This window comes from Paenibacillus sp. BT-177, assembly GCF_025846815.2.
Lineage (GTDB): Bacteria > Bacillota > Bacilli > Paenibacillales > Paenibacillaceae > Paenibacillus > Paenibacillus polymyxa_C.
Map to the genome: position 1 here is coordinate 103169 of NZ_JAOYTP010000001.1, position 20430 is coordinate 123598.

Annotated in this window: 27 protein-coding genes; 5 read left to right on the forward strand and 22 right to left on the reverse strand. The window is 40.6% G+C overall.

Annotation, left to right across the window (positions count from 1 at the left end):
* Window positions 1-90 precede the first annotated feature (90 nt).
* The 4 genes from OIU26_RS00505 to OIU26_RS00520 all read right to left on the reverse strand — a co-directional run bounded on the left by OIU26_RS00505 (window position 91) and on the right by OIU26_RS00520 (window position 1467).
* The gene (locus tag OIU26_RS00505; protein WP_264215648.1) at window positions 91-423 is read right to left on the reverse strand and encodes a YolD-like family protein; all 333 of its coding nucleotides are present in this window, start codon (window positions 421-423) and stop codon (window positions 91-93) included.
* Window positions 424-515: 92 nt separating this feature from the next.
* A complete protein-coding gene (locus tag OIU26_RS00510; protein ID WP_264215649.1) occupies window positions 516-803 on the reverse strand; it encodes a hypothetical protein in 288 nt (95 codons plus the stop codon).
* Window positions 804-1067: 264 nt separating this feature from the next.
* The gene (locus OIU26_RS00515) at window positions 1068-1181 is read right to left on the reverse strand and encodes a putative holin-like toxin (RefSeq protein WP_010347020.1); all 114 of its coding nucleotides are present in this window, start codon (window positions 1179-1181) and stop codon (window positions 1068-1070) included.
* Window positions 1182-1305: 124 nt separating this feature from the next.
* The gene (locus tag OIU26_RS00520) at window positions 1306-1467 is read right to left on the reverse strand and encodes a hypothetical protein (protein WP_167438774.1); all 162 of its coding nucleotides are present in this window, start codon (window positions 1465-1467) and stop codon (window positions 1306-1308) included.
* 124 nt (window positions 1468-1591) lie between these two features.
* Here OIU26_RS00520 and OIU26_RS00525 point away from each other — a divergent pair, with 124 nt between their 5' ends.
* From OIU26_RS00525 to OIU26_RS00535, 3 genes are all read left to right on the forward strand, one after another.
* A complete protein-coding gene (locus OIU26_RS00525; RefSeq protein ID WP_264215650.1) occupies window positions 1592-1789 on the forward strand; it encodes a hypothetical protein in 198 nt (65 codons plus the stop codon).
* 41 nt (window positions 1790-1830) lie between these two features.
* Window positions 1831-2022 (forward strand): hypothetical protein, encoded by a 192-nt coding sequence (locus tag OIU26_RS00530; protein WP_264215651.1) that lies wholly within the window; start codon window positions 1831-1833, stop codon window positions 2020-2022.
* A 107-nt stretch (window positions 2023-2129) separates the two neighbouring features.
* The gene (locus OIU26_RS00535) at window positions 2130-2564 is read left to right on the forward strand and encodes a hypothetical protein (RefSeq protein WP_264215652.1); all 435 of its coding nucleotides are present in this window, start codon (window positions 2130-2132) and stop codon (window positions 2562-2564) included.
* Between the two features lie 406 nt (window positions 2565-2970).
* Here OIU26_RS00535 and OIU26_RS00540 read toward each other — a convergent pair whose 3' ends face one another.
* Complete coding sequence (locus OIU26_RS00540) at window positions 2971-3693, reverse strand: C39 family peptidase (RefSeq protein ID WP_264215653.1); 723 nt, start codon at window positions 3691-3693, stop codon at window positions 2971-2973.
* 239 nt (window positions 3694-3932) lie between these two features.
* On the opposite strand from OIU26_RS00540, the gene OIU26_RS00545 reads away from it, so the two are divergent.
* Complete coding sequence (locus tag OIU26_RS00545; RefSeq protein ID WP_264215654.1) at window positions 3933-4793, forward strand: ATP-dependent DNA ligase; 861 nt, start codon at window positions 3933-3935, stop codon at window positions 4791-4793.
* Between the two features lie 42 nt (window positions 4794-4835).
* On the opposite strand, the gene OIU26_RS00550 is transcribed toward OIU26_RS00545, so the two are convergent.
* Window positions 4836-6116 carry a kelch-like protein gene (locus OIU26_RS00550; protein ID WP_264215655.1) on the reverse strand — a complete coding sequence of 427 codons (1281 nt, stop codon included), beginning with the start codon at window positions 6114-6116 and terminating at the stop codon, window positions 4836-4838.
* Window positions 6117-6288: 172 nt separating this feature from the next.
* Window positions 6289-6714: a NucA/NucB deoxyribonuclease domain-containing protein gene (locus OIU26_RS00555; RefSeq protein ID WP_436449008.1), complete on the reverse strand. Its 426-nt coding sequence runs from the start codon at window positions 6712-6714 to the stop codon at window positions 6289-6291.
* Between the two features lie 232 nt (window positions 6715-6946).
* On the opposite strand from OIU26_RS00555, the gene OIU26_RS00560 reads away from it, so the two are divergent.
* Window positions 6947-7735, forward strand: coding sequence for a hypothetical protein (locus OIU26_RS00560; RefSeq protein WP_264215656.1), 789 nt, complete (start codon window positions 6947-6949; stop codon window positions 7733-7735).
* A 25-nt stretch (window positions 7736-7760) separates the two neighbouring features.
* Here the strand turns inward: OIU26_RS00560 and OIU26_RS00565 are convergent, their stop codons facing one another.
* From OIU26_RS00565 to OIU26_RS00635, 15 genes are all read right to left on the reverse strand, one after another.
* Window positions 7761-7985 carry a hypothetical protein gene (locus tag OIU26_RS00565; protein WP_264215657.1) on the reverse strand — a complete coding sequence of 75 codons (225 nt, stop codon included), beginning with the start codon at window positions 7983-7985 and terminating at the stop codon, window positions 7761-7763.
* 11 nt (window positions 7986-7996) lie between these two features.
* Entirely contained in the window at window positions 7997-8755 is a 759-nt protein-coding gene (locus OIU26_RS00570) for a hypothetical protein (RefSeq protein ID WP_264215658.1), read from the reverse strand.
* An 859-nt stretch (window positions 8756-9614) separates the two neighbouring features.
* On the reverse strand, window positions 9615-10046 hold the full coding sequence (locus tag OIU26_RS00575; protein WP_264215659.1) for a hypothetical protein: 432 nt from the start codon (window positions 10044-10046) through the stop codon (window positions 9615-9617).
* A gap of 5 nt (window positions 10047-10051) precedes the next feature.
* Complete coding sequence (locus tag OIU26_RS00580) at window positions 10052-10933, reverse strand: DUF6731 family protein (RefSeq protein ID WP_264215660.1); 882 nt, start codon at window positions 10931-10933, stop codon at window positions 10052-10054.
* Between the two features lie 161 nt (window positions 10934-11094).
* On the reverse strand, window positions 11095-11646 hold the full coding sequence (locus OIU26_RS00585) for a phage holin, LLH family (RefSeq protein WP_264215661.1): 552 nt from the start codon (window positions 11644-11646) through the stop codon (window positions 11095-11097).
* A 2-nt stretch (window positions 11647-11648) separates the two neighbouring features.
* Window positions 11649-12599 carry a GH25 family lysozyme gene (locus OIU26_RS00590; RefSeq protein ID WP_264215662.1) on the reverse strand — a complete coding sequence of 317 codons (951 nt, stop codon included), beginning with the start codon at window positions 12597-12599 and terminating at the stop codon, window positions 11649-11651.
* 13 nt (window positions 12600-12612) lie between these two features.
* Entirely contained in the window at window positions 12613-13080 is a 468-nt protein-coding gene (locus OIU26_RS00595; protein ID WP_264215663.1) for a phage holin family protein, read from the reverse strand.
* A 21-nt stretch (window positions 13081-13101) separates the two neighbouring features.
* Complete coding sequence (locus OIU26_RS00600) at window positions 13102-13320, reverse strand: hypothetical protein (protein ID WP_264215664.1); 219 nt, start codon at window positions 13318-13320, stop codon at window positions 13102-13104.
* 112 nt (window positions 13321-13432) lie between these two features.
* Window positions 13433-14131 carry a hypothetical protein gene (locus OIU26_RS00605; protein WP_264215665.1) on the reverse strand — a complete coding sequence of 233 codons (699 nt, stop codon included), beginning with the start codon at window positions 14129-14131 and terminating at the stop codon, window positions 13433-13435.
* 3 nt (window positions 14132-14134) lie between these two features.
* On the reverse strand, window positions 14135-14719 hold the full coding sequence (locus OIU26_RS00610) for a 2,' 3'-cyclic nucleotide 2'-phosphodiesterase (RefSeq protein ID WP_264215666.1): 585 nt from the start codon (window positions 14717-14719) through the stop codon (window positions 14135-14137).
* Between the two features lie 61 nt (window positions 14720-14780).
* On the reverse strand, window positions 14781-16919 hold the full coding sequence (locus OIU26_RS00615) for a phage tail protein (RefSeq protein ID WP_436449009.1): 2139 nt from the start codon (window positions 16917-16919) through the stop codon (window positions 14781-14783).
* Between the two features lie 12 nt (window positions 16920-16931).
* Complete coding sequence (locus OIU26_RS00620; protein WP_264215668.1) at window positions 16932-17561, reverse strand: phage distal tail protein; 630 nt, start codon at window positions 17559-17561, stop codon at window positions 16932-16934.
* Between the two features lie 32 nt (window positions 17562-17593).
* Complete coding sequence (locus OIU26_RS00625) at window positions 17594-17734, reverse strand: XkdX family protein (RefSeq protein WP_264215669.1); 141 nt, start codon at window positions 17732-17734, stop codon at window positions 17594-17596.
* Window positions 17731-18180: a hypothetical protein gene (locus OIU26_RS00630; protein ID WP_264215670.1), complete on the reverse strand. Its 450-nt coding sequence runs from the start codon at window positions 18178-18180 to the stop codon at window positions 17731-17733. The genes OIU26_RS00625 and OIU26_RS00630 overlap by 4 nt, the downstream gene beginning before the upstream one ends.
* Window positions 18181-18193: 13 nt before the next feature.
* Window positions 18194-20416, reverse strand: a complete 2223-nt coding sequence (locus OIU26_RS00635; RefSeq protein ID WP_264216245.1) for a hypothetical protein — start codon at window positions 20414-20416, stop codon at window positions 18194-18196.
* Window positions 20417-20430: the final 14 nt, after the last annotated feature.

Consider the following 20430-nt stretch of genomic DNA (forward strand, 5'->3'; position numbering starts at 1 on the left):
ATGCTTTAATTCTATATTTGTTACTTGTTAGAGGCAATCCAATTACCATGTTAAATGGAAGTATTTATGTATTATGTGAGGTAATTATTTTCAGCCTGCCGATATAATATCCTCTAGCCTAATCCAACTAAAGTCATCTTCCCCACGAAACAGTTTTACTTCGCGTCTAGCGGTGTTAATTGACGTTACTACACCAGTCATGTCCGTATCGTCAAACGGGCTAAATACCGTCACGCTGACAGGCTGACGTGAGTTGTAGGAATCTATTAGAGCCTGCTCAATTAACTGTACCTCTTGGTCGTCCAACTCCGGTTTACCGCGCCGCTGGCGATCCTTCATAAGCTTCAGGTATGCTTCCTTGTGTTCCGGTATGATAATGCGTGAACTTTCCCATAAGCCGTTCTCTTCGAGTTTTTTAGACATTTATGTAGCCTCCTGATGTATTATGTAAAAATTATATAGCGAACGCCTGTTCCTTACAAGGGATATCATTTCCAGTGTATAAAAAATAAGCCTCAGATTATCCGAGACTTAATATTCCGTAAAATATCTATTCGCATCACCCGCGACATAGGTCTGATCTGTCCACGCTCCCAACCCTCTAGAATTACGATATCTCTCAAAGAGGATTTATCATCCCACAGAATATAATTATCCTTCTCAAGGACCAGCAGTCCGGCACGTATGTCCTCTGTACGCCTTCCTGTCTTGATCTCCAATTCCTGCATTTTAGGCATACGCCGCTGTTGTGCAGAAAAATTATAAAGTATCCTTAATAACTTACGTTCGATGTCTTGTAACATGCTGATCACCTCTGCAACTATTATATGCAAACACAAGTTCGTAATTCAAGGCAAAAAAAGAGCACGAAGGGTCATCCCTCATGCTCTATAATTCATATAGTCAACAAAGGCAATCCCATTGCCTGAATAAAATGGATATGCTAACATAAGAATAGAAAAAGGGATCGGCCACAACCGATCCCGACTGCACGACTAACCGCTATAAGAGCGGTCGGCAGTGTTTTGGTTCAACGAAATAGACCGTTTACCTTTCCACGGGGCGGTCTATTTCTTTTTGTTTTGGTTCAACGCAATAACAATCGTAACGATTAATCCGATCAGCGCTACTAATAGCGTACCGAACATCATCATTAATGTCAGAGCATCCTTAACCTCCACAGGCATCACCTCCTTTACAGGAGACTAGCCGACCGCCCTTTATAGCCGTTTTGTCGCACAATCCAGATTATACCACAAGTCCTCATGTCGAGGGCTTGTTTTTATTTAAAAGAGCAGTGAGGCCTTATCCCTCCTGCTCTTTTGCTTGTGCAGTCATCCTATTTACCAACACGCTTACTGTACATTTCTCTTGCTCTGCCTTCTCTTGGAGCCATTCCAACAATTCCGGCTCAAAATAGATAGCCTCTCTAATCTTCTTATCTTTTTTCGGTGGTCTTCCAGCCATAAAATCACACTCCTGTTATGCGAATTTTAAAGCATTTAAAATATTTTTGCAACACTCAATAAAACTATTTACAAAGCATTTTAAATGCTGTAAAATAGAATGTGTAAGGAGGTGAACAAAGCATATGAAAGATTGGGTAAACCTTATTACGGCAATCATCCAACTAGCTACAGCATTGGCTGTACTCCATGTACACAACGCCAGCCGTAAGAAGACAAAAAAAAGGAACCAAACGACGCGGTGGGCGCAGACGTTAAGGATTCCTTTAGAGGTGGCGGCTAGTATAGCGCTATCTCCACCCAATCATAACATAACGGTTTGACATATACAATTGGCGACGGCCTTACGCTGGAGGTAGTGAAAATGTTCAAAAAGTACAGAGCAACAAAGGAAAATGTAATTTTGTTGGAAAGCGCCATGATGGAGTTGGGCTATCCCATTGAAAAGATAAGCGCCGCAAAAGATTACAAGGAATTTAAGTATAGTAACTGGCACATCATGTTTCACAACACGGTTAATTCAAAAATGCAAGAACTGGAGGCTGCTCACAATTAATCATCAAGGGGCTTCGGCCCCTCTATACAAGAAGGTGCGAGGACTGATTTCTGAATACTTTAGATGTGGTAAAATTAGATGATAACTTTAAAAGGAGAGTACTATAGATGGGATACAATATTGGGATTGGCGAAGCGATATTACATGTAGATAAGAATGACGGACAAATAACTGTCGAAATTGAACGTGTGGAGGTTGCTGAAGCACCAGTGTGGGAACTTCCAGAAAATGATCCGTTTCCCGACTTAGTTGGGAAAGGCAATTTCACGTATCCAAGCAATTCGGGGCTTGCGAGGTTCGCGAATGCGACTGGTCTGAAAGATGTTCTTTTCAACTTCGACAGCACGGCCACAACTTTAATTAAAGAAGATGACCTGGAGATAATCCGGCGAGCGAAGGAACAATGGATTACGGATCACCCTAAAAGTATTGCGGGATGGCGCGAGAACGAGGACGATATTTTGGCCAAGTTGACTTGGTATGAATTTTGGTTTGAATGGGCTCTAAATAACTGTAAGACTCCTGCAATTCAATGTAGTTAGTATCCGTCTGAGATATATTCCAATCCAATTTTCTAAAAGGAGGTAACCGTATGGCAACGTTGAGCATGGTGGTCAGTGTAGCTGCGGTCCTCGTATCGGTATACGTGACTGTAAAGGTGTTGAGGGACAAAGCATGAGTAATGATACATTTGATGACCTGCTTAAGTCCATATTTGATTAACATCGCAAACATGGTCTAATGGCCATAAACCTGTACACTGTGCTGGATTGAAGATGCCACGGGGCTGGGGATGGCTCAGAAACCCAAGTAAAGCGGCTTACAATAAGGTGTATAATCGCAGCACGTTTGATATATTCAAGCTGCTTACAAAATTGTTCAAATAACAAAAGCTCTGCCGACCAATTAAGGTTAGCAGAGCTTTGTTTATTAGACTTTACTATAGAACTATTTACTTCCCAACTTTATTTTATAAACTAAGCTAAAATCTGACGGTCTCCATTCATAATCAACATTTCCATCTTTCCATGTTGTATGAAGTATGAGTTTTCTTTCCTGGCCGGAGGCATTTTGCTTATATCCAACGATAACTACAGCATGTCCGCCTTCCACTGATCTTCTACCATCTTGGTACCTATTCATGAATAGCCAAAGAGGTCTACCCGCATTAATTTCCTCTGTTATCATTTTCCATATTCTTTCATATGAAGAGCTCGAATAAAAACTGTCAGCTTTAAAACTATAAATATATCCTCGGTCTTTCAGATAGTTTTCAAACCCAATCGCTGCTCTGCCAGTAGAAACGCTACCATCAGGATCAGGGTGGAGGTATTTGTCTGCTATAATATCTTGTAGCTCATCGTCTGATACCCCCCGGTCAATTAATAATGGATATCCATGACTCTCCCAATACTTGATAATCATGGCTGCCGATGATATAGTACATCCTCTTCCCCAATCGAAGTCGGGCACGTCTGAAATTCTTTTCATTCCAATAATACTTGGGGTAATAACTTGAGTAATATCTGGAGTAATATCTGGAGTAATAGATTGAGTGGAATAAGTAGAGTCCGTAACAGTGGTTACCTGATCAGCAAAGGCAGCGTTTTCAGGAAGTAAACCTACAACAACAGAACCAAGCAAAGCGGGAATCATAATTTTTTTAAGCATTTTGATCCTCCATTTTTTTTGGTATTATATTCAATACATTTCCATAATATAGATCATTTCATGATTCAACTGTGATTGATTTCACACAACACTATAATCTATTACATCTAATCTAAATTCAAACTGATCAAAGAAAAAAGCTCAACCAAACAATTAAGGTTAGCTGAGTTTTTCCTCTCCAATACTTACCGCCTCACTACTGCGCAAATGAGCGTTATAATTAATCTGAGGTGGTCTATTTGTTTATTTCTCCAATGTTACTTGAAACAGCGGCTGCCCCCTTTTCGGATTCGCGCTATATATTCGAACCGAAAATAGACGGCCATCGCTTAATATATTCCCAACAAAACGGCACTGTACGCTTATTCACACGCCATAACAACGACTGCACACACCAATACCCAGAGCTGTTACTTTCCTTTGATGACGACATTATCCTGGATGGCGAGGTGGCCTTTTACGATCCGGCCACAGGGTTAGTTGATTTCGAATCAATCATGACACGTTTCAAGGCCAAGAAACCAGACAAAATCCAGCAGTTAACTGGCACACTCCCCGTTACTTTTGTTATTTTCGACGTACTCCACTATAAAGGACAAGACCTCCAGCAATTACCGTTAATACAGCGTAAAGAACTTTTGGCTGGTTTAACTTTACCGAGTGATCGTTTTGGTTTGATCCCTTTTATAGAGGGCGCAGGGGAAGCCTTGTTCAAACAAATGCAGGATTTGAGTTTGGAAGGTATGGTGGGGAAAAAGAAGGACAGCAAGTACTATAACCGTCGACATAGCGCATGGCAGAAGGTCATTAACTGGTCCTACGTTGACGTATTTATAACAGGTTATCGAAAAGGGGAATTCGGATGGCTCGCAGGTGTTCCAACGTCAAATGGTGATAAGATACGTCCAGCTGGTATTATCGAGTTTGGCGCCAGCCCAACTCATAAAAAGGCGTTTTCTGGTGTGTCTAAAGCTCTGATAACCGGCGAAGACCGAGAGTATGTTTACATGGAGCCGCGCATAAGAGCTCGCGTAAAGATGCGTAACTGGACTAAGGCAGGGCTTCTGCGGAGTCCGGTGTTCACCGAGTTTATTGTCTAAAAGAAAATCCCCGCTAACCTTTATTGGTCGGCGGGGATTGCTTTATTTAGAATATTCACTTACTTCAAACGTTAGAATACGATCATATAGCATATAATCCTTTCGGCTGCTAAATGGACCTTTATTATTATCGTGCTTATTAATTGCATATGAAGCCGTTCCGGAACCAGCCTGCTTACCTTCGTACCATCCAATAAAGTCATTGACCTCTTTCATGCTTAGGTCAAATTCCTTTTCCAAACCAGTTGTCATAGTGACTACAAGGATTGCACGGTCCCCAGTTGGTTGAGATGGATCGGTTGGTTCGGGAGCTGGTGTGGAACTATCAATCTTTCCGAATACTTCTATAGTATTAACCGGAGAATTAGATAATGTGCTCTGACTTCCTCCGATAACGTAAATCTGCCCACCTAATGTTATAGCCCCTGCCCCGCTTCTGGCTTGCTTTAAACTAGCTTCAGGAGACCATTTATTCTGTTCAAAATCAAAGGATTCTACTGTATTAAGTTCATAACTACGTCCACCTGCTTCAGTTTTTCCAGCAACAGCAAATACTTTATTGGAATAAATGACAGCTTGGGCCCCTCCACGTGCTGTCAGAAGATTGGGCTTAGTTGACCAGTTATCGTTATCGGCATCATATTCAAGAAATGTGTTTAGTGAAACATTCGAACTATTATCAATATGTCTACCTGCTACAAGATAGATTTTGTCCTTATGTACAACTGCAGAGGACCCATGAATTGTATTCGGTATAGGTTTCTTAGTTGACCAGCTGTCGGAAGCTGGATCGTATACTTGGACAGTAGCAACTGAAAGTGTATTTGTTGTCATCCCACCAAACACATAAATCTTTCCCTTATACAAAACACTTGTCAACGAACCTAAAGCTTGCGGCATAGCTTTTTTAACGCTCCATGTATCTGTCTGGGTATTGTAAACTTCAACATTATTTACTGAGGAGCCTCCTGTCCAGCTAAAAGCATTACCTGTGTAGCCACCAATAACATAAATATCATTTCCATAAACAACGGAAGTTGCTGCAGCACGAGCCGTAGGCATGCTACTTCCTGAGGCCAATGTATTATTTTTCGGATCATAAATTTGTACATCCTTATAAGGGTTTGATCCTGAAGAACCACCGAACATATATATCTTACCATTCAATTCAGAAACAGCACTTACCGCCTTAGGATTTTCTATAGTCGTTTTAATCGACCATTCATCGCTTACAGCTTCTGCTTTTACCTCTATAGCTGACATATTCATGAACACTATCACTGCAAATAAAATACTCCATAATACTTTAATTTTACTTATCACTTGATCTCCTCCTGCAATATATTGAACTATTACGAAGATAAGTCATTCTTAAAAGTCTGTCTAAACATAAACTTGCTTATCTATAAATATAATCTAAATATTTGCATATTTATTTTTTATTGGACATTAAAAAGGACTCATACCAGCTTCCACACTAGTTGAGTCCTTGTCTTTATTTCACTATGAATCTTACCTTTGTACCATCAGCATACTTATCTAACTGATGACTTACCCATGATCCTGCTCCCCTATTATCACTAGGAGTTATGTATCGAATATCGGCACCTGCCCCGCCTTCAGCACACATTGCCATTGGCCATTCATCACGGTCATATCCTTTTTTAGTCGGATAACCCTTTAAAGATTCCTTTCTATTCTCCTCTGCCCCATCCCGATCAATCGTACATACCGCAGAATGTCCTGCTGCTATTGCATCTCTAATATGCGCCCCGGTTTCAGGGTAACGTGAACTTGGGAACTCCAACGTATACCCAGCTGCTTGTTGGTTGATTACTGCCGGTTCAGCATAAACACCCTGAACGGAAAAAATAGCAGCTAATAAAAATACGATTAATCCTTTTGCGATCACTTTTATCATAAGACACCTCCATAGTATTTAAATCTTCTCAATACTATATTGGGAGACATGTCGAAGTATCGCATAGCTTGTCGCAAAACAAAAAAGAACTTTCACTTAAAGTAAACTAGTGAGACTAGAAATTAAAATCCACTATTAAACTTTATTTTGAATATATAGACATAAATGTTTAGACATTCCTATTTCACTTTTGTATGCTTACTAAGCAAATAATACAAAAAGGGGATTCATCATGAAAAGAAAACTCAATCTAATTTTGTGCTTCACCTTACTTATCACTATATTTATCCCACTCTCCTCAGTGAGTGCCTATACTGGAGGGTATGCCAACGGAAAAAATGTAGTTGCAATGGTACCTAATACTTATTTTATAGGAAGACCACATGTAAGCAAAGCAAATACAACGCTTATAACAGATAACAATGAAGAAACAAGCTACTTACTTCCTAAAGACAAGATGATTATGATTGATTTAGGTACAGATAGAACTATTGATTCATATAAGCTTAAAAGTGATTATAAAAGTTTAAGAATTAGTTTCTACGACCGAGACACGGGCTATATAGACCAATTAGAAACCAACGTTGGTAATGGAGAACTGACGAAGCTTCCAAATGAAAAATTGTTAGAACGTGTTAGATTCGTCACTTTGTATACGCTTAGTGGCGAAGACATTAATATTAGCGAACTCGACTTCTTTTATAGTAAAGATCCAGGGTCAACTCCAGATCCTACACCTACACCCGACCCCACACCTACTCCGGGCCCAGAACAGCCAACCGGTGAACGCGCAATCTTAGTTGTCACTATGGATACTGGTCTTGAAAAAGAGTTCGACCTGAGTATGAATGAAGTCAACGATTTTATTGCCTGGTATGAGGCTAAACAAGCGGGTACAGGTACAGCTTCCTACGCAATCAATAAACATAAGAATAACATAGGTCCTTTTAGCAGTCGCAATGACTATGTAATATTCAACAAAATACTCACGTTTGAAGTAAGTGAGTATTCAACTAAATAAAAGACAACAAAGGACTCCATACTGGTTACATACCAGCGGAGTCCTTTTTCACATCTACTCTAAATTCAAACTGATTACGGAAGAAATAAGATCCGTTAATCTTAACCGACTCCGGTGTATATCTCTCAACTGGACCACCGTAGTCTATAATTTCTACCGTATTATTATCTAATGAGGATACTACATATACTCGGGAGCCTACCAAGGCTGCCGTTAAAAACTCAGTATCTGTATGTAATATCTTATACAAATATTATCACCTCATACTTCCGAGATATTATTTTTTTGATTAGTATTTTGGTTGTAGTCTAATTTGTAATTTAATGAAGAAAGATTTTGGTTTATTGATTGAAGTTTAACGAATGCTTCTTGGTCCTTCTCAGGATCAATACCAACTGCTTTTTTGGCAGTGTTTACTATTTTATTGAATAATAGCAATAAAAATTCCGTACTAAATCCACATGCAAAAAAGAGCATATTCAGTGCATACACGCTAGCAATTCCATTCTGATCAAATTTGAACAAACAAATGAAGACCACAGGAAACATTATAGCTAGTAACATCCTAAAGGCTGCATCATAAACTGTTTTATAATGCTTATAGAATTCGTTCACCAATGAATAAGTGATTCCGCCTATAGCACCGACTGTGATAAATAATAGCAGATTAATCAAAACTCCTGTTAATTCGTTTATCTTGATTGCTTGGGATTTGTTTGGTTGAATCGGAACATGATTTAATCCAGCAGCCACGAAGCCGTAAAGGAAGATTAGGCCAATTAATGAATAAATCAACACTCTCTTTTTATGACCGTCCGTATCATTAAATGCTCTTTTCAATTTAATTATTTTGTATTGTAATTTTAATAAATTCTCCGGGTTAAGCCCATCCTGAATGAGCATCTTCTCGATTTTATAAGATCTTCTTAAATAACACGTTACTTTTTTCTCTTTTTTTTCAAGTTCCAGTCTTATTTCTTTAATTTGTCCTAATAAGTCCTCTTGAGATAAGTCAGCCACCCGAAAAACCACCCCTACTATTTACTTATATTCCCTACAAAGTAGTATTACAGCGTTAAATGAATTAGTCAATAAGAACCACTACTATTCGACTAAAAAAAGAAAAATACCCCACCAGCCTATGCCAGCAGGGTATCACCGATGCTTTCGGATTGCACAACGGTGCTTCCGTATGTGTTGTTATCAGTATAATTGGTTTGGGTGATTCTGTAAATACTATATATAGATTATGCTGATCCCCTTAATTAGCTATTCGGTGTTTGACTTGATAATTCCTTAAACAAAAAGAACTCTAACGACCTATTAAGGCCAGTAGAGTTCTTTTTGCAACTATCTAATCGATTAGTTAATTATATTTGTTTATAAGGTGCCATGATCAGCCCCCATTAGGGAGCCGACCAAAACACCCCTAAAAGTCTAATCTTATTATTTAATTATTTTCTTTAATCCAAACTCAACTAACTTAAGGTATAAATAACTACTGGTTGCACCAAATCTTTTAATCCTACACCAATAAATACAATATAAAGCTGAATGCAGCAATTATCATAAGTATAACTGCTACTCCGCTACTAATTAAAAACAAAGATAATTTATACAAACGTTTGTCCATTGTTTGCTCCTTTTCCAAGCTTATAGGAGCATAGTTTTGGTCGACAATAATAATTATAAAGCAAACTAAGAAAAAATGTCAAAAAGCCCTACCAACCAATTAAGGTTATTAGAGCTTTTACATCAAGTGTTACGGTTAATCATTCTAAAATAGAATTAAAAATTTCAATACACAAAGGTGTTACTGTTATATTTGATGATCATACAGTTAAACAGGAGGAATAAAAAAATAAACACAGACACTTCATCAACCACTCATTTTATCTAAAATTTTCGAAAGAATATTAACTACTCTTATTACTGACACAGCTCCAGCGACACAGAAAAAAATCCAAATAAGAAAAAAAATATATTTAGTATTTCCATTACCATCAATAAACAAGCAAGCAGCAGAAACAATTGCTATGAAAAATGTCCAGCCTATTGCAGATTTCAAGTAATTAATAAGGTGAATATAAAGACCAAAGTCCCTCAATCTCTGGATTACAGTTTCGTTTGTTAGAGTGATCAACAGTGACATTGCAGTAGCTAGAAATCCAGCTGTAATTGCCGAAACGTTAATGGAAGAAGCCAAAATATCTTTGAAATTTAAAAACCTATTAGGTTCAATTCCTAAAAAGCAAACTAGCCCAGTCATTAAACCAGCAATGATGTAATGTATGTTTTTTTCGAGGAACATTCCAATCATTCCTCCTCAAAGTATTGTAATATTATTTCCCTTCTTCTCGTTTCATAAGCTGTGTTTAAAAGATCGTTCATCCAAGTGAATGTCATCCTGTTGTCTCTTTGTACATTCGCCTGGGCTATTTCAACTATTCGGTCTTTAATTAAATCAACAAAGTTATATTTTTCTACATCCCTTTCATCGCCATAAACTCGAAATTTTTCTACATCTTCTACTTCAGCTCCAATAATTTTATTTGCCAAATTAACAATTGCTTGTTTATTAAGCACCTTTCCCTTATTAAGTTTAGTATTATCGAAACCAAACTTAATATCTATATAGTAAGAATCAAACTCATCAATTAAATCAAGCGCTTTAGACGCGCTCACTCCTTTTATTTCCTTTTGAATCTTCCCAGGTGGTCGAACCATTTTCAATTCAAATCTCCTGATATTATCCTTGTGTTTTAGTCTTTGGAGTGCGTTTTCTTGGATTATTGGTTCCATATGGAAAGTGAATTTTCCAATTCTTTCAAAATAATATTTTGCTCCTCCAGCTCCTATACTGTAGCGACTTCTTTGTAAAACAAGGATTTTATGGTCTGGATCATATAGGAATCCAACTTTTTCCCCCAGACCTTGATCCTCTTCAAAATTAATGGGTTCAATATCTCCATTCAACTTCGCTTTTTCAGGCAATGTCTCGTTACTCATGCGGATCTTCATGAATGATCCAAACCATCTGTCAGAACTCTTCATTAAATCATGAACTCGATTGGGGATCTTATATATATTTCTTATTCTTGCTTCTAAGCTTAATTCACTGATTTCATTTAAAACAGAATCTAAGGTTTTGTCCTTTTCTTCATGTGATATCTTAAAAAAATCGAACTTTATTTCCATAATTGATTCTCCATTCCTATATTCAAGGTCAAATTCAACTAAAATATAGTTCTATGATCCCTGATTATGGAACGTTTGGCAATTGGAACAAATGTTCTTTATAGAGAACATTTGTTCCCCATACATAATTATATACAATATCTCTATATAAATCTAGTCATTTATTCCATTGCTAAACCCGCTACGGTTGCCCGTTCTGCTGGAGATGTATCTTGCACTGTTACCGACTCCACTTTTGTTGTAACTTCCAAGCCAGTAGCCTGTGTAAGTATCTCTGACACCTTAGCAGCAAGAGAAGATACTGCCTCCTTAGCAGCCGCTTGAGTAGCTTCTTCGTTTGGTTGTGATTCTGTAACGATTGCCTTCGTTTTGGAGTTGTACTCCAAATATGCCTTTTCTATCGCGGATCGAATCTCTACTGCCGATACAGTAATGCCCTGTTCTGCCAATTGCAATGTAGTATATTGCAAAGCCTCCTGAAGCTTACGTTCTCCCCCTGCCTGCTTAAAAGCTGTCTGAGCAAAAGCAAATCCTTCCCCAGCGATCTTATGAATTACTTCCCTCTGTGCTGCCGTTGTACGCGCCTCTAACCACACGTTAACTTTAGTCTTGAGTTTGTTCAGACCTCCTAATATAAACGCTGTAAGCACACCCGCAGCGGCTGTGACAATGGTATTTACATAAGGCTGCACAGTTTCGATAATTGTTTGCATGATTATTTATCCCCTTTCGTTTTCAACGATGCGATTTTATTTTTTGAATCCCAGGACACTACAGCGCCGTATGCCTTCGCAACGGGTCTGAGCTGCACGTATGCCACTCCTTCGACCAGTTGGATAAATTGCAGCTTGGCTCCATTTAAATAAGCGACCTTGAGACTGGTATCCCAATGACACGACAGACCCAAGACATTAGCAAGCACCCTCAGCGGTACATATGTCCTGCCATCAAAGAGCAGCATCTTCCCTGTCTGTTTGCCATTTACGACTAATGAACCGAACGCGACTGTCTCCGGCTGCTCAGACCCTTTTGTGAACCGTTCGTGCAGTTCGTCCGCTGTACCATCATACTCATTCATATCCACGTTCCCTATTATCCCAGCTACCTTACCGCTATCGCTGTACTGCCAAATATCCCAGCGTTTCCACGTCACTGTATCGCTCGGTACGCGCGTTTCACTATACCGGGCTATCCATAGTGGGTAACCGCCTAATGAGGCATTAAAATTGCCGGCAAAGGCATTACCCGTGTAAATGATCGGCTTTCGTCCAGTCAGGCGTTCCAATTCCAAAAGAAAGGCTAACGCTACAGCACTAATAAGTGTTTTAGACAGCTTGCTGGGATTGTTTTCATAGTCCATTACAGGCGGCAAGTCTAGCGTTTTCCCTCCGCCTACCTGTTCCAATACCTCGGCAAAATGCCGCGCTTCTGCTTTGGCTGCATCAACGCTGGTTGCGTCTACAAAATGGTATGCGCCCAGCAATACCCCGGCTGCTCTGGCTCCTTTTGCATTCGCGGTAAATGTAGGATCAACGTAACGTTGCCCCTGGCTGGCTTTGATGAAGGCAAATGAAATATCGCCAGCCTTGACCGCCTTCCAGTCAATCTTTCCTTGATAACGGGATACGTCGATCCCCTTTGCATTACCCTTTTTCCTCGCTTGCATTCTTGTTCTCCCCTTATACAGCAGGCTTCTGCTGGTCTTTGTCTTCCGGATTTTGCTCTGGCATATTTGGATTAGGTGGCACTTGTGAACGTGACTCAAAAATCTTGACCGCATTCCTGAGTACATCCGGCATCGGTACACCCATGCGACCTACATTTTCAATGACTGATAGCAATTCGTTAGCCAAATAAAAGAAAATGACCGCATCTTGAAAATAGTGTAAGTTCCCCAACGCCACATCTATGAAGTGCGCTATCACCACAATCAAGAAAATTACGACCTTTCTTGCTATGCCGTGATAACCTATCCGGCTTCGCAACTCTCCGCGAATCCATGCAGCTATCCACCCAGTTAACCAGTCCACAATTACGAACATAAAAAGCAAATGTATCATGATGTTCCAGCCTCCAAACAGGTAGCCAGCAACCGCCCCAAACCCCGCCGCCGCCCCTTTTATGATTTGTGTTAATCTGTCGTCCATCGGTCTCCCCCGTCTCTCTATTCAGGAAACTTTTCCTGAGCTATCTTCGTCTACTTTCTCGTATTCTTCTTGGGTCTGAATCTCTGCTAATGCATTTCCTACTGCCATATCCAAACCTATAAGTATTTCTTTCCGTCGTGCTGGCTGTGAAGCAATTACAGCAGAAATAACCTCAGTCAAATCCTCAACAGGTCTGGTTAGATCCAGTTGTATATCTAAAGTAGATTTTATCTTTGCCATGGGTTTCGTCACCCCCTCAAGACGCAAAATAAGCCCCTGATTTATCAGAGGCTTTCATACTTGTATTGTATTTGTATTTGATTACTTATTTACTACGGATTAACCGTTTTCTTCATCTTTGTTGTGAAGGGATGATTTCATAAGTTGCAGTATCATTCTTACCTGAATAGATGAATGTTAAATATAACGGCTCTTTTAGATTAATCTTATCGTCAATCATAAAAGGAGCAATAACTTCCTTAGTGTATTTCGCTTGGCCCTCACCAGGAGAAAAAATCTTTGTAGATGGACTGTCTAATCTGGCTAATTTACCACCTACAGGCTGTAATGTGACATCTCCCTGTCTTAAGACAGCATGGAAATTCTGGTAAGCGTCTTCCCTATCCATACCTACATCAATAGAGAAGTACAAGAAATTTTCGTTTATGTTATCTCGTCTTACATCACTGACTGAAGGCATATCCATCTTTTGAGAGTCCTCATATGCTCTTCTTATGATTTGATATGTTGGTGTGTAGAAATATACTAATGGTGGATTTTCTTTCATTTCTAACAAATTGTTTTCATGAACCTTGATTATTCTGCTAGATTCCTCTTGAAACATATCACTACGATCACTCTCTAGCCCTTTATTTATTGCCGCTTGTATTTGATCATCTGTAAATTCGTAGTACCAATGATTATTAATTACAGGTACAGATGCTTCATCCTGTTCCTTGTTATCCGATAGAAAAGATGAAACGCATACTACAATAAAAAGCCCAACAACAACCGTCAAAATAATCCATGCCTGTTTTATCTTTTTGTTCATGAATTACTTCGTGAGGGCAGCATTTACTTCGGCTAAGTCAGATTTGTATTTAGCTATATTGTTTTCTGCTGCCTTTATGCGTTCTTCAGTATCTTTTGTTTCGGAATCTAGCTTTTCCATCAGCTTTTCATTTCCTGAATATTCAGTCTTAATTTTACTATATTTTTCGAGAGATTTTAGCATGCTCTCTTTATCCTTTTCGCTATCAGTCACAAATTTTTCAAGCTCTGATTTTCTATCTTCTAACTTAGAAATAGGCCACCCTTGGTATTTATTCGAAACAGACTGTGCCATATTATCAGTTTGTTTTAAAGAAGAATTATCCGACGATTCAATTTGAATTGTTTTACCATCCACTTTTAAACTCGCCCCTAAAGAGTCGGTGACAGCGCGAAGCGGAACATGTGCTTTTCCATCAACGACTATCGCGTTTTCAGACAGGGAATTACCATTAACCTTTACACTATACTCTCCTGCCACTGTCTGCCCAACCATAGATTTAATTTGATCCGCAAATGCGTTTCCAGTCGTAGCAAAAACCACACCGATCAACAGACCAATGAGCAAATATGACCATTTTTTCATCATTATAACCTCCTATGTAGTATATATGTCCTAATATTACCATCCATAGAAGGTGCAGTAAACATTATGTTGTCAAGCTACTTGTACTTCCGCCAGCAGGTATATTGACTGTTGCAACCGTTCTACCACGACTGAACAGTTTTAGATTCCTGGAACTTGGATCAAATGTCGCATTAACAATTAAGCCATTAAACAAATCTCCACGAATTTCAGCTATTTCATTACGGAAACTGCTAATTGTATCCTCAAGTCCTTCGATATTCCCCGGCTTAAGGTCAAGACCACTCACGAATGCCTCAGAGAAATCTACAGGGCCTTTTAAAAAAGTAGCATCATCAACTGATCTAATAATAATAGGTCCCATGTTGCCTATACGAAAACCTTCTGAATCTCCATAGATGCTTCCTCTCGGACTTCCATTATCCATAAACAGCAACCCGCCACCATCATTATACTGACCTAATGAAATAGACTCTCCGCCTCTTGAGTTATAAGCAGTCAAGCCATTGGAGTTTATCTCTATTCGTCTGCCTTCCTTGGCTGTACGGAATAAGGCCCCTGTAATAATACCTCCTTCTATTTCATTCCCGTAAAGTTTACTGGTTCTTATTGTGCTAGCCTTGATCTCGCTCGATTTCATTTCTGAGTTGTCAATTTGGCCCGTAAGCTTGATTGACCTGGCAACAACATTCCCCTGCATATCTACTTTGAACGGTGCAATAGTATAGTCATCGTTTCCGGCACTAATTCCGTCGGTATTGATTTTGGTTACGTTATTACCACTACCAATAACTAAAGAAACGAAGCTACCAAGTTGTCCAATAATCTGTTCTGCCAATACTCCACGAGCGGTTATAGCAGCACGGATCGTTTTCCATCCATCTGTTGATATGCCTATCCCTTTTGAGGTCAGACGTACTTGTTCCAATGGATTTGTCTTTTCTTGAGCCAAGATCCCGCCTTCTGGTGGATAAATCAATTCCGTTTTACTATTGTTGATATCAATGACAGCTTGTTTGGCATAGGCTTCAAAAACTTCTGTACGGATCTTTCCGTTACTAAATGAGTTATTAACAATATTCTTGCTTCTCTCCAAGTCACTGATGATATCCGCATAGTCTCGTAAATTGACATTGGATATCGTAGGTTCACTGTGTTTGTCTCGGCTATACGGATACTCTGTAAGCTCTGTGATTCGAGCTTTGAGTTTGTTCATATCCATAGCCGGGTCAATGCACATTACTGTGTCACCTAAATGTGGTTCTGGCTCTGTATTGTCGATTTTAAATAGGTCTGCTGTCGATACAGTAACTTCTAACGTTACGTTCTCTTGCTCCCTGAGAGCCTTCCGAGTAGCCTTAAGTAGCTCTTCAGGTTCTTCAATATCCTGCTCTATGATTTCACCATCATAGAATGGTACGGAATCACTGGTCCAATATTGAGCATAAGGAGAAATTAAATAGTTAACTGCCAGCTTCCCGTTTACAATCGTTCCCGGTACACCGGAAAGCAAGCTCCGTTCCTCGTCCGTCAGTTTGGACGCATCCATACCTATGAATGTCCGTCCATCCTTCATTTGAGCGAACATACGTGTCACAAGTGATTCACCTTTGTCTTTGAAGGAACTAGATACGATATTCTTTTTAAGCCGGTACTGTAATCCGCTGTCAGTCCCGATCTTTTTTCTCAAGTTGATCGTAAAGTTATCCGGCTCCACTTCACATTCATACATTTGAACGATCTTATTGAGAGCTTCCAAGCACGTCCCGCGCCCAAAGTCTTTGACATCATGCAAATCGAATGTGTCGTGGATAACGAATTTGAATCTCCCACCTGTTGCAGCTGTAATCAGGTCTGTAAGCTGGTTGATATGGATACCATAGGCTTCAGCAATGTATGAAGCATACGGAAACTTGTAATCATTGAGCTTGAACATAATGTGATTACAGTAGATATTTGCAGTCAGCTTTTTTCCTTCTCGTGATCGACTACGAGACTGAATGACATAAAATTGGCCACGCTCATCCCGAACGTGGCCCTTGATTGCTATCTTTTCACGGTAATCCTCTGAGGTCATTGGAACCATAAAGGTTAATTCATAGTCACTGTTAATCCTGCGCCGCCGCTGAATGTCATAAGAGTCCACCAGCGTACCAACGCGTCTCATGTTTTTATCAAATACTTGCATAGTTGGAGTAGGCATAGTCCACCTCTCTTAATATAAGAATTTATCTCGGTGTGTAATACGGAACAAAACCGTCCGGCCTGTCTCTGGGTCAGTCCAGGTCAGGTTGTTGTTTCCGAGATTCAGATCGAAAAAGTCTCCATTATACAGATGGGAAACATTCTGACCGTTTCTCGTTATTTTGAATTTTCCTGAGTCAATGACAATTACCTCTCCTGGTCTGAACACATCTGTGAATTCAATATAGTCGGTATGGAATTTTGACAGTTCCGCCGATATCCTTCCTTCCCCAGACATGGGTACTGCTTGCATCAGAATTTCTCGAACGTATTCTGCGTTAGTTATGCGTCCCTCGCCAGACATAGGAACGGCTTCCAAGGCATATTCACGGACAAAATCAGCCTGCGCCTTACCTTCACCGGACAACTCCGCAGCGGCAGTCATATCCAAAACAAATTCCAAAATGTATTCCGTTACGGTATCAGGTTCGTCAACATTAAACGACATGAGATTAAACGCATTATCGTTTTCTGCTCCAGCTGTCTCCACCTTCCGTGAGTACATTTGCCCGGAACCAGAAAGAGATGCAGAAAGGTCAATAATGTTCCCTTCTACATCTCCTGTATTAAAACCAAGGCTATTAAATCCACCATTAAACATAGCGTCCTCCTAACTTGCTAAGGAAACTTTTCCTACGCAAAGTCCAAGCCTGTAATGGTCTTGTATTCTTCCGGTGTGATCTCCCCGAAAGGATTGTCCTCCGTTTTGACTGCACCCTTTAACTTCTCTGCCGTTATCCAACGCTGTACAAAAGCAGTTTTCCAAAAAGTCATTTGCTATCCGCTCCCTTCAAATTGATTAGTTCCAATTTTGTAGCTGCCAATTCCGCCCCCATACTGGCAATAAACTGCGTCTGCTGTATGGCTTGAATCTTCAACTCTGCAAGCTGCTGACCAAGTAATACCGATGTATCTTGCTCTTGATCCATGGGTTGGGTAAGCTCCGCTATCTCTTCAACTGTAAGACCTTCTTCCCATTGCAATGCTTCCAAGTTAAAGCGGAACGCCTTACCATCTGTCACGTATGCACCAAAACCTTCTGGGAAAGGAACGCCAACGATATACCCTGCTACAACTGGCTCAGGCTTCTCGATCTCGTCACCATCAGATATAATCGTCTCTGGCTGTTCATAAAAAGGAACGACACCCGAAAAGGCATCGTCCACTAGCTCGTCCTCAATATAGAAGCCGTCTGTATTTATTCTCGGTACTGCTTTCATGCATTACCCTCCTTTATAGTTCGGCTTGGAATGTAATACCGCTTAGGTCGATTACGGACAGCGACCCAACGCTAAGTTTGACTGCCCCATCTGTCCCGATTACGACCTGTCCAAATGCGCCATTAGCGGACACAACAAACCTCATACCTTTTGTTGGACGGTATCCTGTAGGTAATCTAAACGCCTCCAAATTGAGCGCTGTAACCGTCATTACGCCTCGGATTAAGACCTGTCCGTCTGAAGTTTTGACGTACTGTACGGCTTGTTCACCGCTGCTTGTATTTGTTGTACTGTTTAACAAAGTTGGAGCAATCCATGCGGGAACATCCTTATTCGCCTTCTTATTCTCCAGCACGCTCACACGCGCTGTATTCTGCTGTACACTGTCTACCAAGTCCGCAAGTAGCATTTTTTCGTTGGCTGCGTAGCTGCCTGTGAATGGTACGACTGGTGATGAATCAAGCATCATGTACGTGACGCTGTAGGCGGCTGTTATATCGTGTTTTGAATCACTCTGTTGAGCTAGTGCCCCCGCAGTTGTAACCTGACTATTCGTAATATTCCACGAACTACTGTCATTTTTGTTGTTTCTGTACACCACCAGTATTCGGGAAGTTTTATACCTAAGCAAATTCGAGGCGGCGTAGTTTGCGTTATTTATGTTCCAGTATTTATTGGGTTCCTGATACGGATCAATTCGCTCGCGCAACACAATCCCCGTACCTACTTCAATCTGATTATCGCCCTCAATAAAAGATAACAGCCCTTCGCTAACGATAGGCTCAACAGTAGGCATTGCAAGTTGGTATACGAGTTTGTAAGGCGTGTATCCTGCATAGGATGCTTGCGGTGCGGATTGGGTAAAATTAGCCGCTCCAACTCGTTGTACCCAATATTTAGTTCCTGTACCTGTCCATGTCGCCGTTGTGGCTGCTTGAGCAGTGGCAGGAGTAATGGTGTTTGCATCATACGCCTTATACCCAAAAAAGTAGGCTCTGATATCGTCCTGAGTAGGTGAATAATTGTCTCCCCATCCGCTGTCTGCAACAGGAATAGCTATATAAACGTCTCCGGTTGCGGTGACTGCGTTTGTGTCGGCTGTATTTCCTGTACTCCCTTGAGGTACTATCTTACCGTCAAACTTCGTCGCAATACCACTTGCAGCCACAGCGCCAGCCGCTAGACCTACCACTTTTACCTGTCTGACTCCAACACCAGCAGCTGCGTCACCGATCACCCACGCTCTGTTACCATCAAGTATCAGCCCTTGCCACTTTTTAGCTTTGAAGTATTGTCCGTCACGCTCAAACACTGTATCTGCATTAGCCCCTGTAACTGGATCGGCGTATAGGTCTGTTTGTAGCGCCAACATAGAGTCCTCTCGCGGTTTGAATGGCTTGGCTGTGCTGCCGATATTGAGCATAGGATTTTCAAGCGTGAACGTTCCTGCTCCTGTGTTTGTGGTGTAAACCCTAACTCTCGTAGTTGTTGTCTTGGTCGCGAATGTTACTGTGACAACCCGATTTTCGTTGTCGTCCGTTCTGTACACGTTAGATTCAACACCAGCAGAATCCAATTCAACTATAGTAATCCTTCCATTCACCCTAGCGGAAAACGTATATGTCTTGCCTGCGACAGCAGCAACGTCAATACTCGACAAATCCGTTGATACGGTAGCTATCGTTTCTAGTTTGTATGGGTTAATCACCTTAGCACGAGGGCTAAGTGTCCACTCGTAAAACGGTGGGATTAGATTTTCTCCATACCGAACTACATAGGGGTTACGAACACCTAATAGGCCTTTTTGACCTTCATAGTCGATTACCGTTTTACCTGTTAGTCCTGCTAAATTAAATACAGCCTGTTTGTCCGTTTTTACGATTTGGACACCTGGTTGTAATGTAATGGGTTTGCGAGATTCCGAACTTGCTTCCTCATGCAAAGCCTGGATATTGTTTATAGCTGCTCTCCAGTCCGCTGCCGTGAAATTACGGGCGATGCGTGTACCAACAGGCCACGCACGGGCAACACCTTCAAAACCGCGTACACAGCCTTTCAACACGTTATCTTCCACACTTGTATACGTAATCGTCTCTGCTGCATCTCCATTGCCTAAAACGGCAATACCTTCGCCTTGAAGCAGTACAGACGCATTTGCAACAGTAATTTCTGTTTGTTTGTCCGTAATCAATTCAGTCAACTCTGTTTTAGGAGAGTTCACCACTGGTGGATACATTTTTTCCACGCTTC